Source organism: Rhizobium atlanticum (assembly GCF_030182485.1).
GTDB lineage: Bacteria > Pseudomonadota > Alphaproteobacteria > Rhizobiales > Rhizobiaceae > Rhizobium.
On record NZ_JAQJCJ010000013.1, the window covers coordinates 104,099 to 120,544 of the forward strand.

Consider the following 16,446-nt stretch of genomic DNA (forward strand, 5'->3'; position numbering starts at 1 on the left):
GGACGATGAGACGGATCGCGATGACGGGCGCCGCTGGACGTGTCGGGACGCTGCTGCGCCCGTTTCTCCGGCAGCATTTCGAGCATCTCAGCCTCATCGACATTCATGAGCCCGAGGAACTGGCCGAGAATGAGCGCTTCGTCCGTGCCGATCTGTCGAAGCTCGACGAGGCCACGGCCGCTTTGCGCGGTGTAGACGGGGCCGTTCATCTTGCCGGCATCGCCAGCGGTGTCGACATGAATGCCATTTTGCAGGCCAATGTGCTCGGGACGTACAATCTCTACGAGGCAGCTCGGATCAACAAGGTCGAGAGGATGGTATACGCCTCGAGCAACCATGCCACGGGTTTTTACCCGCGCGGCCAAGTCATCTCGCCGCTCGATCCCATGCGGCCGGACAGCCCCTACGGACTTTCCAAATGCTGGGGCGAACTGGTGGCGGGTCTCTATTACGACACATCGGGCATCCGCTCCCTTTCCATCCGTATCGGCAACGCCAGCACCTACCCGAACAGCGAGCGCTCGATCGCGATCTGGATCAGCGCCCGCGACCTGGCGCAACTGGTGCTGATCGGCCTCACCAACCCGCAGATCGCCGCAACGGTTGTTTACGGCGTTTCCGATACCGACACGAAATGGTGGGACAATGATCTGGCGACACGGCTTGGTTACCAGCCGCAGGATCGGCCGCGTGATCACGCCCGTATCGAGGACCGAGCGGAGGGGCGGGTCGCCCTTGCATTCCAGGGCGGCGGTTTCTGCGAATTCAATCACGACGGCAACATCCGCATGCGCGATGCCGAGGGCCTCGTCAAAGACCTGGAGAAAATCTCGTGACGGCGCCCCGGCTCATCGAGCCGAAGGCTCGTTCGGTCCTGCAGCAACCGCTGACGGTCGGTGAATCGCCCGTGTGGGACGAGGAGACCGGCGCGCTCTGGCTCGTCGATATCCTCGCGCCGGCGGTGGTCCGGTGCTCGGCAGACGGCAAGGTGGAGCGCTTCGACATGCCTTCCGCGGTCGGTAGTCTTGGACTTTGCCGCGACGGCCGGATCGTTGTCGGCCTCCGGACCGGCGTCCATCTCTTCGATCCCGTGTCCCGTGATCTCCAATTTTTGTGCGATCCGGTCGGACGCGAGATGATCGGCCGCCTCAACGACGGCAAGGTCGGGCCGGACGGCCACTTCTGGGTCGGCTCGATCAGCGAGGCCAAGCCGCAGGTGAATGACGCGGCGCTCTTCCGTGTCGGGCCCGATGGCAGCACGCGGACCGCGGCAACGGGGCTGACGAGTTCCAACGGCCTTGCCTGGTCGCCGGACGGCCGGCGGATGTATCACTCCGACAGCCGGCAGTGCTTCCTCCAAGTCTTCGATTTCGATCCCGAGACGGGCGAACTCGGCGAGGCTCGGCAGCTGCGCAGTTTCACCGAAGAGCAAGGCCGTCCCGACGGGGCGACCACCGATCGCGACGGGTTCTATTGGAGTGCCGGCGTCTCTGCCGGCCGTCTCAACCGGATATCGCCCGAAGGCGAAATCGTCGAAATCTACATTCTGCCGGTCGCAGCGCCGACAATGCCGTGTTTCGGAGGGCCTGATTTCAGGACCCTCTACGTCACGAGCCTGTCGACAGACCGCACCGGACGTTTTGAGGCTGGCACGGTCATCGCCTTAGACGTGGATGCGGAGGGCCTGCCGCCTTTCCGCTTCGCCAAACAATCATCCTGATGGAAAGCGACGGGGAGCAAAATGAGCATCGCGATCATGCGCAAAGCGCTTAGGGGCGTGTCGGGCGTTCCCGTCACGGCTTATGACGCCGGGGGCGAAGTCGAGCCCCGGATTACCGCGAAGGTTTATGAACGGGTAGCCGCGGCCGGCATTCACAACATCGTCGCAGCCGGCAATACCGGGGAATTCTATGCCCTGACGCCGCAGGAAATCCGGATCGTCCACGAGGCGGCGGTCGCGGGCGTTGACGGCCAGGCGCCGGTGACGGCGGCGGTTGGCCGCTCACTGCGAGAAGCGATCGGGATGGCCAGGGATGCCGCCGCGATCGGCGCATCGGCCGTCATGTCGCATCAGCCCGTCGATCCTTTCGCGGCACCATCGGCCCAGATCGATTATTTCTGCAATCTCGCCGATGCATCCGCCCTGCCGCTCGTCGCTTACGTCAGGGCCGAGGGTTTCAGCGTCGCCGAGATCGTCCGCCTCGCCAACCACGGCAATATTGCCGGCATCAAGTTCGCCACGACTGATCTGATGCTGCTGTCGCGGGCGATCCCCGCCGCCGATCCGAATGGCGCGCTGTTCGTCTGCGGCCTGGCGGAGAGCTGGGCGCCGACATTCACCGCAGCCGGCGCGCGCGGCTTCACCTCAGGCCTCGTCAACGTCGCCCCGAGGCTTTCGCTCGCCGTCCACGAAGCGCTTGAAAAAGGCGATTTCGCCGCGGCGAGAGCGATCGTCAACAAGCTTGAACCCTTCGAGCGGATGCGTACCAAATTCCGCAACGGCGCGAACGTCACCGTCGTCAAAGAGGCCGTCATCTATTCCGGCCTCGATGCTGGCCCGGTGCGCGTGCCGGGATTGACGCGGCTCGACGCGCAGGATCGCGACGAACTGCATCGGCTGCTTCGAGGCTGGGAGGCCGAAGGCAATATCCAAACAGACCAGCGGGACGTCAAGGCAGCGGGCTGAATTCCCACATCATTCCCGCACCCCTATACGCAAGGGCTGCCAGCTTCCCTGCCGAAGATCGAGTATCCGCCGGCCCGGCTGCCGATCCTGAAGCGCGATCCCGATTTCGCAGTGGAGCCGCGTCGCCATCATGGAAACGGGTGAGATCGTCGAACAGGTCGATATTGAAGCCTTGTGAAAGGCGCGGTCGAACATCCCTATTTGCAACGCTTGCTGCGGGCGAGCCGTATGTATGGTCGGGTCTAGCTCTCCTCCTCTTCCAGAGAAAAGCTGGCAGTCCACTTCAGCCTCAGTGCACAGTCCCTAATGGTGACCGCCCGCGTAGCTCCATAGTGCCCTCAGTTTTTTTGTGAAGAGGTGCCGGCCTCGAGAGACAACCAGAGTGACACTTGACCCGCGCACAATGTATCAATGCGATCATTACCGCGAAGCTGTCACCCGCTTCGATCAAAATTCTTATCGGGCGTATTCTCAGCCCCAATATTCGAAAGGCGTCATTCTCGTGCCTGCCCTCGTTCTTCCCAGCCGCCCTTTATCGCTTGCACCTGATGTGATCTCCACGCCGCGGGCTTACTTCTGGGCCACTCCCGTCATCGCGGCACTGGCGGTGTTTATAGTCACCTGGCAAGCGCCCGGCGTCATCAGGGATTTTCAGATCAGCCAAAATCCGTTGGCCCTTGAGAATGGTGACGTCCAAAGCGGGAGATGCACGACACGCAAGCTCTTCTTTACCGACTGTGAGGCGCGCCTCGTCTACAATTACGACGGCCGCAAATACGACACGGAAGTCGAAGTGATGTTCGTCGATTTTCATACCGGCGACTATGAAACCGGCGTGGTGATCTCGGCCGATCATCCGGAATTGGCGACAATGAGCCTCGGTCTGGACAAGCTCTGGAACCGGATCATAACCCTCACCGTATTTGCCCTGTTTCTTGGCAGCATGAGCCTTGGAACACTGTTCCAGGCCCTGCGGATATGGAGGGTCAAGCGGCATCTGCGCCAGCCGGCGTTCTTGGATACCATACCGGTGGAAATTGCTGCGTTTCATCGCAAGCGCAACATTCTTTCCGTCACCTACAATGACAAGATCGCCAACGGTCGGACTGGTCGATCAGCCTACACCCAGATGAAGGGAGGTCAGGAGCCTTTAATTGTGGGGGAGGCAAACGGCAAAGCCGTGGGCTTGGCGGTCCGGCATGGCAGGACAGCGCTGCCAGTGCTTCTGGATGATCGTCTGCAGCGTATTGGGCTGACGGATGACGAGCGAAAGGTTGCGCTTGCGCAATTCTCCCAGCACGGCGGTGGCCAGACTGTGCCGGTCTTGATCGGGAAGCGCGGAAAAACGATGTCAGTCGCGGGCCGGCTGCGGCTGTTTTTCGGCACCCTCCTTTTGATCCTGGCTGGCTTCATCGGTTTCTGGCTTTGGTATGTGACGAGTGCCAGCACACCTTTCCAGTCGCCGGGGATGGATATCAACAATCTCATGCCGACACCATTGAACAAATGGGGATGCATTCAATTGCGCAAGCGGTTCGGCCAGGATCGCGCTCCGTTCGGATGCCTTGCCGACGACTATACAAGCTGGAGATACTGAGGGGGTCGACCTCCGCGGTTTCCGCTCAATTCGACTGGACGTGGCAAAGTCTAAAAAGTACAGCGCGTGTCGGGCATGCGCCAGCGCACAGTCGCTCACCCTGCCACTTATGTGAAATTCAATGCAAGCGTTTCAAACTGACGGTTGACACCGGCGGCGTTAGGGTCGAATCCGCACCTGGCCGCGCATTCGCGGCCGTCTTTGCGAGGATTCGAGGAATGAAGACGAAGGCGCCCGTCGCCAATGCCGGAAACCTGATCACGACGGGCGTCGTGTTGATGCTGCTCGGCGATCTGCTGTTTGCGCTAAACGATGCGATGGGCAAATGGCTGGTGGCGAGCTTTGCCGTCGGCCAGGTGCTGGTGATCCGCTCGGTCGGGGCATTCATCGTCCTCGGGCCGATGATCCTGCGGCAAGGGCCGATGGCCCTCCTCCGCGTCGAGCAGAAAGGCTTGCAGTTCATGCGGGTCGTCCTGGCGACCGGCGATGTCGCGCTGTTTTATGCGGCCGTCGCCTATCTGCCGCTCGCCGATGTCATGACCTTCTATATGGCCGGGCCGATCTATATTGCGGCGCTCTCGCATTTCTTTCTCGGGGAAAAGATCGGTTGGCGCCGTTGGCTCGCCGTTTTGGTCGGTTTCGCCGGCGTCGTTATCGCACTGCGCCCTTCGACGGCGATGCTGTCGCTTCCGTCGCTCTTCGGCCTTGCCGGCAGTCTTTCCTTCGCGCTGTCATTGGTGATGAGCCGCTACCTGCGTTCGACCAGCGACACGACGTTGGTGACATGGCAGACGGTCGCCGCCCTTGCCACCGGCATCGTGCTCAGCATCGGCAACTGGCAGCCGGCGGCGTCGATCGATTGGGCCGGCATGCTGCTGCTCGGCATCGTCGCCACCTGCGCGCATCTGCTGATCACGCGTTCGCTGAAGCTCGCCCCGGCATCACTGCTGGCGCCGCTCCAATATACGCTGCTGCTCTGGGCGATCGTACTGGGCTACATCTTCTTCAACGATATTCCCGATATGCAGATCGTCGTCGGCGCCGCAATCATCGTCTTTGCCGGCCTGTTCATCTTCCACCGGAAGAACCTGAAGGAGACGGTGCCGGCGGAAGCCATCCCCCCGGACGGGCACTGACGAACCGGATCGGCGTCTTGCCGGGAAGGATCATCTCTTGCCGGCGCCGTTCCGACGGGCACGGACATATCGCCCGGATATATTCGACTGTCCTCAGCACGTAACACCCTTTTGTTTTGTCCGATACGGACTGGACAAGCGTCCTCGGTTCAAGACAGATTGTTCTGCCCGTCACGAGAGCCGCGTCTCCGGATAAATACGCCTTCTCGGCCCTCGTCACATGCCCGGGACATCGAATTCATCGATTGACCTTCAACCAGGGCTAGGAAGGCGTCATGCGTTTCAACAACAGCCAAAGTGCGTCAAGATCTGCAGGCCGCGTACGGCGGCAGGCGCCCCTGCTCGTTCGGATAATGTTCTGGGCTGCAAAGGCTGTTTTCTCGATAGCGTTTCTGCTGGCGACCATATGGGCATCTCTCGCGCTATTCTATCGTCTGCCTGTTTCCCTGCCGATCCGACAGGTCGCAGCAGGAGTCCTCGCATTGGTCGGTGTAGCCGCGGCAGTTTCCATAATCTGGAAGCCACGCCCCTTGGTTATCCTTCCTTTCGTCCTATGCTTTGCAGGCATCGCCGTGTGGTGGAACTCAATCAAGCCGCCGGTGACGGCCGACTGGGCGGGAGACGTCGCCAGGCAGGTGACAGGCACGGTCAACGGCAACATCCTCACGCTGACCAATGTCAGAAATTTCACCTGGAAAACGGATGGCGGTTTTGTGGAGAAATGGGAGTCGCGCACCTACGACCTGAACACGCTCAGGAGCCTCGATCTGTTCATGTCATATTGGGCAGGGCCTGAGATGGCACACATGATCCTGAGTTTCGGGTTCGACGACGACCAATACCTGGCGTGGTCGATCGAAGTGCGGAGGACGGCTGGGGGTAAATTCTCTCCGATCGGCGACCTCTTCAAAAGCAATCCCCTCGTCATCATCGCGGCCACCGAAAGCGACGTCATTCTTGTTCGATCCAACATACGCGGCGAGGACGTTCAGCTTTTTCGCATGGGCGTTCCGCCGGCCAATGCCACTCGCCTTCTCCTGCAATATGTGAGCGATGCGAACACGCTCGCCGAACACCCGCGCTTCTACAACTCGCTCACCACCAACTGCACCACGACTGCCGCCAAAATGATGCGGGCCGTCGGCGCTGCATTTCCGTTCGATTGGCGGCTGATCGTGAACGGTTACCTTCCGGAATTCGCCTATGACCGGAAAGCACTCGACATGAGGCTACCTTTTGAGGAGTTGAAAGCGGCGGCGCATATCGCCGCACGGGCAAAAGGTGCCGGCGCCGCCGACGATTTTTCGAAAGTGATCCGTGAGGGTGTGCCTTCACCGGGCGATTGAACAGCGCATCGGCCTGAAAATCCGAATCGATGGCATGATGCCGCCCGAAATCGCTGAGACATTCGCCGTCACCGCCTAATCCTCACCCCCGGGAGGCTCCCAGCCGAAGACGCTGCGGCCGCCGAAATCGGCGGATTGGCGGAATTCGCCGGCGATGATCTCTTTGAGATCGGGACCCGTGACATAGCGTTCCATCTGCCGCGATTGCTCGTCCAGGCGCTTCAGCGCCTGCAGCTCCTCTTCACGCCCGAGCCTGCCCTTCAGCACCGCCGATTTCATCACGCCGATCGTTTCGTCATAGACCTTGAGCGGTACCGGGAAGGGATGGCGATCCTTGCCGCCATGGGCGATCGAGAAGCGCGCCGGGTCGGAAAAACGGCAGGGCGCGCCGTGTACCACTTCCGCCACCATCGCCAGCGCCTTTACCGTGCGGGCGCCGACGCCTGGTACGAGGAGCAACTCCTGAAAATCCACCGGCCCGCGGTCGGCCGCTGCCGCCAGATTTCCATGCAGGCGGCGCATGTGGACATCGCTCTCGCGCACGTCGTGATGAGCGGGCATGATGAGATGCGGCAGCATCGGCTGTGCAGCGGGTTCGGGCGCCGGCTCCTCCACACGCATCAGCGCGGCCGCCTCGCGGATGATTCTGTCGGGGCCGAGGGTCGCGAGCAGATCCAGCTGGCCGCGCCGCGAGCGCTCTGCGCGTTTGTCGGCGAGATTGACGATTTCGCCCTGACTTCTGCCTTCAATTGCTGCATGCGGCGAGTCGACGAAACTTTCGAGCCCTTCGGAGAGCCAGTGATAACGCCGCGCCTGCCGTCTGTCACCGTTCATGCCCTGCTGCACCACCACCCAATGGCCGTCATCGGCGACGATGAAGCCGTGAAGATAAAGGTCGAAGCCGTCCTGAAGCGCGGCGCTGTCGACCTTGGCGATGAGGCGGCTCGTCGTCGCAAGCCCCTCGCCGTCGAGACCGACGCGCTCGCCGATCGAGACGAGCTCCTGCGGGGTTCTGCGCGAATGCGCCCCGCGTCCGCCGCAGACATGCAGGCCGAGCTCGCCGGCGCGCGGCTTCAGCCCGCGCTTCAATGCACCGAGAACGCTTGTCGTAATGCCGGAGGAATGCCAATCCATGCCCATGACCGCGCCGAAGGACTGGAACCAGAAAGGGTGGGCGAGCCGGCGCAGGAATTCATCGCGGCCATAATGATGAACGATCGCTTCTGTGATCAGCGTTCCCAGCCGCGTCATTCGGTCGCCAAGCCAATGCGGCACGCGTCCCCCGTGAAGGGGAAGGTCGGCACTGCCTGCTCGTCGTGACATTTCTTTTCCTACATCTTCTATGCCCGTCCGCCCCGGCTGCAGCGTCCTGATCGGAACCGCGCGAAATTTCAGGCGTTTGTTTTCAGTCAAATCGCCCGAGGCAAACATGACCGCTTTCGAAAGCATGTCCGATCAAACCTACCTCACCCGAACAAAAGCGCAACATCCGAGCGGCGAAAAAGAGGGATGTACGGCATTGCGGCTCCAGGGACATGCGGAAAAAGCAGCCTTTCTGATCAACGGCAACAAATATTTCACCGAAATCTCGCGGGCGCTGCGGCTGGCACGACGTACCGTCTGGATCGTTGGATGGGATTTCCATCCCGACATTCGGATGGAGCCGGAAAAGTCCGATGAAACCTTGGCCGACCTGCTGCATGCTCTGGCCGCGGCAAACCCCAACCTAGAAATACGCATCCTTGTCTGGACGCTTGGGCCGATCTATTCGGACAAGTCGATAGATCTGCTCCGGAGGAAAAACTTCCCAAGGAATGCCCGGATCGATCTGCGTTTCGATCTTCAGAGTGTGCTGCGCGGCTGTCACCATCAGAAGCTTGTCTGCATCGACGACTCCGTCGCCTTCATCGGTGGCATCGACCTCACGGCAAGGCGTTGGGATACCAAGCGGCATCGCGCCAAGGACAGGCTGCGGCGCGACCCCGAAGGCGCTCCATACGATCCGCTGCATGACGTGCAGGCGATGGTCACTGGTGACGCAGCCCGGCTGATCGGCGATATCGCCCGACGGCGCTGGGAAGCGGCGACCGGTGAAAAGCATCTGCCGCTTTCCGAGAACATGCCCTTCGCCTGGCCGGACGATCTTGCCGTTTCGATGCGGGACATTCCGGTTGGCTTCGCACTGACGGAGCCCGCGACTACCTGGCGCACCGGCATCTGCGACGGGATCGCCTCGACGCTGGGGATCATAGCCCGGGCCCGGCGGCAACTCTATATCGAGGCCCAATATCTCGCGTCCTTCCGCGTCGCCAAAGCCATTGCCAAACGGCTGCAGGAGGAAGATGGCCCGGAGGTTGTCGTCATCTGCACGCGCAGCTCTCACGGGCTGATCGAAAAAGTCGTTATGGGCGGCAATCGCGACCGAGTCATCCGCCTCCTCAAACGCGCCGATCGGGCAAACCGGCTGCGCGTGTATTATCCGGTGGTGTCAGGACCTGGGTCGGGCAAGGAGCGCGAGATCGAGGTGCTCATTCATTCGAAACTGATGATTGCCGACGACGAACTGATCCGGATCGGCTCGTCCAATCTCAACAATCGCTCGGAGGGATTGGACACGGAATGCGATCTTCTGCTCGAGGCCCACAACGACGAACATCGGCGCGCCATCGCGGACCTGCGCCACCGCCTGCTGGCTGAATATCTCGGGACGACCACGGAAACCTTTGCCGCTGCTTACGGGCAAAGCGGTTCGATAATTGCAGCGATAGACATGCTGAACGACGCGCCGGGCCTCAGGGAGTTTCCCGTCGATCTCTCCGGCAAAATTTCGCCAATCACGGGCACGGCAATCTTCGACCCGGCGCGGCCCTTCCTGCTTCTACACCGACTGGGCCTCGGCGCCCTCGTCCGCCTCTTCGTCCGCACTGCGTGACCGTCGGAAGACCAACTCGGTGATGAGGAGAAGCATCGTGCCGAGCGCCAGCGGGATGAAGAAGTAGGCGCATCGGAACGCAATCAGCGCTCCGATCGAAGCCCCTTGCGGCACGACATAAGAGACGGTTGCCTCCAGCACCCCCAGACCGCCCGGCACATGCGTCGCGAGGATCGCCGAGTTGGCGAGAACGTACGCCGTGACCGACCTGAAGAAGGCAACGTCGGCGAAGGTCGAGAGCATCTGGTGCAGGCAGGCGGACACGAAGATGAAATTGATCGTGCCGACACACACCTGCGCGACAGCGATGGAGAAGCGTGGCAATTGAAACGACCAGCGCCACAGCCTCAGCCGACCGCGAATGAAGAACGTCAACCCTGAATAGACAACCGGCACGATCAGCGCCAGCAATCCGAAGATGCGTGTGCTTGCCGCATCGGTGCGCAGCAGGCGTGCCGCGTCATCGGGATTGACGGTCAGCGCGAGGCCGCCGAGCGTGACGAGCCCGAGGCCGACAGTGACGCCGCAAAACAGGATGATCTTCGCCACATCCTCGGTCGTCAGGCCCCAGCGGGAATAATAGCGATAGCGGAAGGCGCCGCTGCTCAGACCCGCAAAGCCGATATTGTGGCCGAGCGAAAGACTGATGAAGGAGGCGAGCATGATCTTTCGATAAGGCAAGGACTTGCCGAGCGAACGGATCGCCAGCAAGTCGAAACAGCTCAGGCATAGATAGGATGCCGCCGCAAAGAGAAGCGCGGGGTAGAAAGTCGCAAAAGGTATGCTGCGGACCGACTGGATGATCTGATCCAGGCTATATTGCTGGAATATGCGGTAGAGAAGAAAGACTGCAAGACAAAGCCCGGCTACGAGCAGTCCATTCAAGATAATTTTTTTTAGGCTCATCGATCATCCATTCCGAAGTTCGGGCGGCGGGCTCATCTTCTGGAACGATCAAAGGAGTTCTGTGTTCCCCCGGAGAAGGGACGGCTATCCGCTTCCTCGGGGGGAACGAGCTTTCACTGGGCCCATGCAGGACAAACCAATCAAACTCCTGACCTACAACGTACATAGCTGCGTCGGCAGTGACCGGAAACTCGAGCCCGGCCGCATCGCTTCCGTCATTGCCGAGACGGGGGCCGATATCATCGCGCTTCAGGAGGTGGACGTCGGCAGGCGCCGGACAGGCGGCATCGATCAGGCGCATGTGATCGCTTCGCTGCTGAAAATGCAGGCGCACTTCCACCCCGCCCTGTCGGTGGCCGAAGAACAGTATGGCGATGCAATCATCACCTCCCTCCCGACAGGCGCGGTCAAGGCCGGCCCGCTGCCCTCGGTCGGCGAAGCTAGAGGGGCGCTTTCGGTCGAGATCATGGCCGGCGACCGGAAGCTTCTCGTCGTCAACACCCATCTCGGCCTTCGCGGCCGTGAACGCATCCGGCAGATGACGACGCTGTTGAATTCCGGCTGGCTGCACGGGACGGCGGAAGCTCCTTTGCCGACCATCCTCTGCGGCGATTTCAACGCCATCCCCTCGTCGGCGACATACCGGCTCGTCGCGCGCTCCCTTAAGGATGCGCAGATTGCCGCCGGGGGCGGCGCCCCGAAAGCAACCTTTCCCTCCCGCTATCCGCTGATGCGCCTCGACCACATCTTCGTCACCGAAGACCTTGTCGTCCAACGGGCAACAGTCCTCCAGACCCGGCTGACGCGGGTCGCCTCCGACCACCTCCCTCTTCTTGCAGAAATCAGTTTCGCCTGATCAATCGCCAACGCCCGGCGGTTCACGCACCAGAGTGTCCGGCAGAACAACGACATTCTGGCCACGGCGGCGCGAAACGAGCGAAGTCCGCAAAAGCATCTCCGCAAAAGTGGTCACCGGATCCGAGCAGATGGATGTCATCGCACGTTCGAGCCGGGAGCAGTACAATGCGCTGCACGAGGTCAATTCTTCCTGGACAGGCCGGTGCGCAGCAGAATGCCCGCGCAGAGCGCGTTGCGCCGCTTACCGGAGCGTCGGGGCGTCAATGACGGCTGTAGAGCGGCGGCGCCACCTCTTCGTCGGCGAGTTCCGGGTAGAGATGTCTGCGCGTGCGAGCAAGTGCCTCCGCCTCCCTGCGCTTTTGCTCCAAGAGCGCGGCGGTGACATCCTTATAGGGGCCGCCATCCGATTGGGCGACGCGGACGGTTCCGCCCTGCGCGAGGAAGTCGCAGAACGATCGTACCGAGCGAAGACGCGTCGTAATCTCGACATAGCGAGCGTCATGTCCAGCCATGTTCGCCTCCGTCAAAATGGAAGGATGTCACGAACACTTCGGCGAGATGATGGCGCCCCTTCCAAAGTGAAGAACCAACACGGCATCTCATGCAGAACCACCCGCTGCCATTACCGCCGCGCGAGCTTTCGATTCATCGCAGCGACGGCCAGGGGCAGTGCCGTTGTCGCCACGGTTCCCCAAGGCAGCCGTCTCAACCCCCTGGTGAGGACGAATGCACCGGCCATCGCGCCGGCGAGCTTCAGCCAAGGCTGATCACCGAGCTGGGCATGGGCGCTGGAATCAGCCCATCTGACGTTTTCCGTTACAACGGTTGCGGCCTGGCGTCGAATTCCGTGAAGGCGAGCCCGCAGAATTTCGAGTTCCCATTTCAATTCCTGCAGCCGGGTTTCCAGGATGTGCTCCCCGGAAGTCCGCACCGGTTCTGCCACGTGATTTTCGGTTGGAGCGGTCGCATCTCCGCCCAATGTGGCAAAGTAGGCGCGGTATTCGGCCTCGCTCGCGAACCCCTCACGCCGAATGAGATCCGGATTGATGACCGGTTCTTCTCCAGTCGGCATTGAAGCGGCGGCATCGCCGCGATTATCTTCGGCGCCGAAGGCGACAGCCTGATCCTTGAACATGATGCGTCTCCCGTTGGTTCCTTTCGCCAAAACGCTCGATAGCTCAAATTGATCCGTCCGCAGTCAGGCTGGCGGCCATCGCGGCCGTCACCGGGACGCCGCGCTGAAGCGCTCAGGTCGGAAGTCGGAAAGCAGCGGATGGCGGCGGCCCATGGCGATCTCGTCCGCCAGCAGTTCGCCGGCGATCAGGCCAAGGGTGGCGCCGCTATGGCTGAAGGCGACGAAATAGCCTGGGATCGACGACAGCTCGCCGAAGACAGGCTCGCCATCACCCGGAATCGGTTTCGGACCAACGCCATAATCTTCGATCTCCAGCACCGGATTGCCTTCGAGGACTCTCGACGCTTCTCGCAGCAGTCCCTGCAGCGTCGATTGCCTGACATTGTAGCTGCCGTCGGGGTTGGCGCTCACCTCCTCCTCCGACCAGGCGGAATCGAGTGCGAAGCCGCCATTGGGCATCGGTCGAATGGCGACGCGCGGCGTGTTGAGCACGGCCTTCAGGGCGTGGCGGATCGGCTTCGTCCTGACAAGAAGGGCGATGGGCGTCGCATCCTCGATCTGCTGGCCGGCCTCCGCGACGATTGCGGGAACCTTGCTGCCTGCAGCGAGCAGCACGGCGTCGGCCTGGTGGCGCATGCCGTCCGCCGTGATTACGCCGCGGGCGCGCCCGTTGCTGACATCGACCGCCGCCCGTCCGGCATCAGTGATGATCTCGCCGCCCATCGCACGGAATTCTTCCGCAAGCCTGCCAATCAGAGAGGGAAGATCGACCCAACCTTCCCCCGGGTTGAAGATTGCGCCTTGCGGCGTCACGGCGCTCGGGTCGACGCCAGGCGTCACCGTAGCGATCTTCTCCGGGGTGAGCCATTGTGCGTGATAGCCGAGGTTACGTTCATGGTCGAAGACTTCGGCGATCTCATTGCTGGCGTCGTCCGCATTCCAGGTCAGGCCGCCGTCGAAGCGCAGCCACGACGCATCGGGGTATCGAGCAGCCAGCGTGCGATAGCGGTCAATGCCTGCCAGACGCAGCCGGTGATAGGCATCGGAGCGTTTTCGCGCCGAGTTCAGCCAGGCGAGCGATCGGCCAGAGGCACCGTTGGCAAGCGCGCCGTCATTGACCAGCAGTGTATCAACCCCGAGCCGAGCCAAATGGAGGGCAGTCGAGACGCCGAAAATCCCGCCGCCGATGACAACGACCCTCGAAGGTTTGGTGGAAGCATTCATGTCGGTAACCTGTTCCTGCTCTTGCTTGATTGAAATGAATTGAACGCGTTACGGTCTGACGCCTCACAGAACTTCCGCAAGGAAGCGCTTCAGCCGCTCGCTTTGCGGATTGTCGAAAATCTGTTGCGGCGAGCCGGCTTCGACGATACGGCCCTCATCCATGAAGACCACCTGGTCGGCCACGCGGCGGGCAAATCCCATCTCATGCGTCACGACGGCCATCGTCATGCCCTGGCGGCCCAGCGTTGCCATCAGGTCGAGCACGCCCTTCACCAGTTCGGGATCAAGCGCGCTCGTCACCTCGTCGAACAGGATGACCTCCGGATCCATGGCCAGCGCTCGCGCGATCGCGACCCGCTGCTGCTGACCGCCGGAAAGGCCCGCCGGCCGGTGATCCCTGCGCGCGGCCAGACCGACATCGGCCAGGCGCGCCTCTGCGACACGTCGCGCCTCCTGCCTCGGCATCCTTTTGATCTTCGTCAGCGCAAGCATGACGTTCTCGAGAGCAGTGTGGTCGGGAAACAGGTTGAAGTGCTGGAACACCATGCCGACCCGGCGACGGAGCTTTTCCGGCCTCATCGCCAGGATGCTCTCGCCGTCGAGCCGTATGTCACCGCCCTTCGGTTCGACGAGCCTGTTCATGCAACGCAAGAGCGTCGATTTCCCCGAGCCGGAAGGGCCGATGATGCAAGTGACGGTTCCGGCGGCGATATCGAGATCGACGCCCTTGAGTACCTCGACCTCGCCGTAGGACATGCTCAGATCCCGGATTTGCAGGGTCCCGCCCCTGAAATGCCGGTGATCGCAGCTCGCGGCGTCGACGATGGAGTGGGGACCGGCTGCCGCCGCAAGCTCGCTCACCTCGACCAATCCGCTCGCCGGACCGGGACCGCGCCCCTGCTTTCCCAATCGCAGCCTCGCGTCGATATAATTGACGAAGTGGGTCAGCGGCACGGTGATCACGAGGTAGAAAACACCTGCCAGCAGCAGCGGCGAGAGATTGCCGGTCACGACCGCCTGGTCTTGACCGACGCGGAAAATCTCCCGCTCGGAAGCGAGCAATCCGAGGAAATAGACGAGGCTCGAATCCTTGACGTTGCCGATGAACTGGTTGACCAGCGCCGGCAGTACGCGTCTGATGCCCTGCGGTATGACGATCAGGCGCATGCCTTGCCCATAACTCATGCTGAGCGCCCGGCAGGCCTCCATCTGGCCACGCTCGACGCTTTGGATGCCCGAGCGAAAGATTTCGCCGATATAGGCGCCGGCGATCAGGCTGAGCGCCAATATACCGAGCGGGAACGGCGACGGACCGAAGATATCGCGTCCGATCCGGGCAAAGCCCTGGCCGATGATCAGAATGGTGACGATCGCCGGCAGACCGCGAAAGATATCGGTATAGATGCGCGCCGGCAGCCGCAGCCAGCGAGACTGAGAGATCCCCATCACAGCAAGAACCATGCCGATGATGACGCCGAGCACGGTCGAAGCCGCGGCCAGGATCAAAGTATTTTTCAGGCCGACATTGATCATGCTCGGCAGCACGTCCGCCATCGCCTCCCAGTCGAGGAAGCTGCGGCGCAGATTCTCAAGCCAATTCATAAAAATCCCCATCGAAGCCCTTGCCGGGCGTGCCGCCATCGAGGTCAGCCGTCCGTTTTTGACGGACGGCTTGCGGCCTCACTTCTTGGGGAGGTATTGATCCGGCATCGGCGAGCCGGGGAACCACTTCTCATAGAGGGTCTTCCAGGTGCCGTCCTGCATTGCCTCGTGAAGGGCGCCGTTCAGTGCCGTGCGAAAGGTATCGTTGCCCTTCCTGATCACGAATCCGGCCGGAGCATCGAAGGACGGGATGTTGACGGCGACTTTCAGCGCAGGATAGCGCTCTCCATATTGTTTGGCCGCCTCGTAGTCGAGGAAATGAGCATCGATCGTGCCGTTGTTGAGTGCGGCGACGGCGGAATTGTTGTCGGGAAATTTCACGAGATCGGTCTCGCCAAAATTCTTGGCGGCGTAGACTTCCTGCAAGGTTCCCTGCACGACGCCGAGCCGCTTGCCCTTCAGCCCGGCCGCGTCCTTGATGGCGGCATCCGACGTCAGCACCGAGAGATAACCGGCGAGATAGCCGTCGGAGAAGTCGACGGTCTTCTTGCGGGCTTCGGTTGTTCCGATCGCGGCGACGGCAACGTCGAACCGCTCGTTTGCCACCGATGGCAGGAGCGCCGAAAATTCCTGGCCGGTGAACGTCACCTTGTCCTTCGCAAAGCCGAGCCGGGACACGACGTTGAGAAACAGTTCGATGTCGAAACCGGTGAACTGGCCATCCGCGGTCGCGAATGTATAGGGCTTGGCATCGCCCATCGTGCCGACGCTAATGACGCTGGGCTCGATCAGATTGTAGGGATTGTCGGCCGCTACTGCGAAGCCGACTCCCACCGCCAGAAAGCAGGCCGCGAAACCGGCTTGCAGAGGCGCAATGACTGCCGGAAGTGATTCAAAAAACTTCATGTTCGTTCTCCGCTCCGAAGGAATGCTCTTGTCGGCATTAGCTGTTTATCCGCACTTGCCGCCGTTCTGCGGCAACCAGATCCGTAAAGATACCGGTCTCCAGCAAAAAGAGACCGGT

Annotated in this window: 15 protein-coding genes and 1 pseudogene; 9 read left to right on the forward strand and 7 right to left on the reverse strand. The window is 61.5% G+C overall.

Going from position 1 to position 16,446, the window contains the following annotated elements; all coding sequences use genetic code 11:
* Positions 1 to 5 precede the first annotated feature (5 nt).
* The 7 genes and pseudogenes from PH551_RS19545 to PH551_RS19575 all read left to right on the forward strand — a co-directional run bounded on the left by PH551_RS19545 (position 6) and on the right by PH551_RS19575 (position 6,765).
* Positions 6 to 836, forward strand: a complete 831-nt coding sequence (locus PH551_RS19545) for an NAD-dependent epimerase/dehydratase family protein (RefSeq protein ID WP_285194485.1) — start codon at positions 6 to 8, stop codon at positions 834 to 836.
* On the forward strand, positions 833 to 1,720 hold the full coding sequence (locus tag PH551_RS19550) for an SMP-30/gluconolactonase/LRE family protein (protein WP_285194487.1): 888 nt from the start codon (positions 833 to 835) through the stop codon (positions 1,718 to 1,720). The genes PH551_RS19545 and PH551_RS19550 overlap by 4 nt, the downstream gene beginning before the upstream one ends.
* Positions 1,721 to 1,741: 21 nt before the next feature.
* The gene (locus PH551_RS19555) at positions 1,742 to 2,686 is read left to right on the forward strand and encodes a dihydrodipicolinate synthase family protein (RefSeq protein WP_285194488.1); all 945 of its coding nucleotides are present in this window, start codon (positions 1,742 to 1,744) and stop codon (positions 2,684 to 2,686) included.
* 115 nt (positions 2,687 to 2,801) lie between these two features.
* Positions 2,802 to 2,932, forward strand: a pseudogene (locus PH551_RS19560) (ABC transporter ATP-binding protein); the annotation flags it as partial.
* A gap of 256 nt (positions 2,933 to 3,188) precedes the next feature.
* Positions 3,189 to 4,283 (forward strand): hypothetical protein, encoded by a 1,095-nt coding sequence (locus PH551_RS19565; RefSeq protein WP_285194647.1) that lies wholly within the window; start codon positions 3,189 to 3,191, stop codon positions 4,281 to 4,283.
* A 218-nt stretch (positions 4,284 to 4,501) separates the two neighbouring features.
* Entirely contained in the window at positions 4,502 to 5,419 is a 918-nt protein-coding gene (locus tag PH551_RS19570) for a DMT family transporter (protein ID WP_285194489.1), read from the forward strand.
* Between the two features lie 353 nt (positions 5,420 to 5,772).
* The gene (locus tag PH551_RS19575; protein ID WP_285194648.1) at positions 5,773 to 6,765 is read left to right on the forward strand and encodes an Lnb N-terminal periplasmic domain-containing protein; all 993 of its coding nucleotides are present in this window, start codon (positions 5,773 to 5,775) and stop codon (positions 6,763 to 6,765) included.
* Positions 6,766 to 6,840: 75 nt separating this feature from the next.
* Here PH551_RS19575 and PH551_RS19580 read toward each other — a convergent pair whose 3' ends face one another.
* Positions 6,841 to 8,088: a DUF763 domain-containing protein gene (locus tag PH551_RS19580; protein WP_097600576.1), complete on the reverse strand. Its 1,248-nt coding sequence runs from the start codon at positions 8,086 to 8,088 to the stop codon at positions 6,841 to 6,843.
* A gap of 106 nt (positions 8,089 to 8,194) precedes the next feature.
* On the opposite strand from PH551_RS19580, the gene PH551_RS19585 reads away from it, so the two are divergent.
* Positions 8,195 to 9,697, forward strand: coding sequence for a phospholipase D-like domain-containing protein (locus PH551_RS19585; RefSeq protein WP_285194491.1), 1,503 nt, complete (start codon positions 8,195 to 8,197; stop codon positions 9,695 to 9,697).
* Here PH551_RS19585 and PH551_RS19590 read toward each other — a convergent pair.
* Entirely contained in the window at positions 9,644 to 10,603 is a 960-nt protein-coding gene (locus PH551_RS19590) for a lysylphosphatidylglycerol synthase domain-containing protein (protein WP_285194492.1), read from the reverse strand. The two genes, PH551_RS19585 and PH551_RS19590, sit on opposite strands and share 54 nt — an antisense overlap.
* Positions 10,604 to 10,727: 124 nt before the next feature.
* Between PH551_RS19590 and PH551_RS19595 the strand changes: the two genes are divergently transcribed.
* Positions 10,728 to 11,459: an endonuclease/exonuclease/phosphatase family protein gene (locus PH551_RS19595; RefSeq protein ID WP_285194493.1), complete on the forward strand. Its 732-nt coding sequence runs from the start codon at positions 10,728 to 10,730 to the stop codon at positions 11,457 to 11,459.
* 262 nt (positions 11,460 to 11,721) lie between these two features.
* Here the strand turns inward: PH551_RS19595 and PH551_RS19600 are convergent, their stop codons facing one another.
* The 5 genes from PH551_RS19600 to PH551_RS19620 form a co-directional block, all read right to left on the reverse strand.
* On the reverse strand, positions 11,722 to 11,973 hold the full coding sequence (locus PH551_RS19600; RefSeq protein ID WP_285194494.1) for a hypothetical protein: 252 nt from the start codon (positions 11,971 to 11,973) through the stop codon (positions 11,722 to 11,724).
* Between the two features lie 110 nt (positions 11,974 to 12,083).
* A complete protein-coding gene (locus PH551_RS19605; protein ID WP_285194495.1) occupies positions 12,084 to 12,596 on the reverse strand; it encodes a hypothetical protein in 513 nt (170 codons plus the stop codon).
* 87 nt (positions 12,597 to 12,683) lie between these two features.
* Positions 12,684 to 13,820, reverse strand: a complete 1,137-nt coding sequence (locus PH551_RS19610) for an NAD(P)/FAD-dependent oxidoreductase (RefSeq protein ID WP_285194496.1) — start codon at positions 13,818 to 13,820, stop codon at positions 12,684 to 12,686.
* 63 nt (positions 13,821 to 13,883) lie between these two features.
* Positions 13,884 to 15,422, reverse strand: a complete 1,539-nt coding sequence (locus PH551_RS19615; RefSeq protein ID WP_285194497.1) for an amino acid ABC transporter permease/ATP-binding protein — start codon at positions 15,420 to 15,422, stop codon at positions 13,884 to 13,886.
* 78 nt (positions 15,423 to 15,500) lie between these two features.
* Positions 15,501 to 16,328 carry an ABC transporter substrate-binding protein gene (locus PH551_RS19620; RefSeq protein WP_285194498.1) on the reverse strand — a complete coding sequence of 276 codons (828 nt, stop codon included), beginning with the start codon at positions 16,326 to 16,328 and terminating at the stop codon, positions 15,501 to 15,503.
* Positions 16,329 to 16,446: the final 118 nt, after the last annotated feature.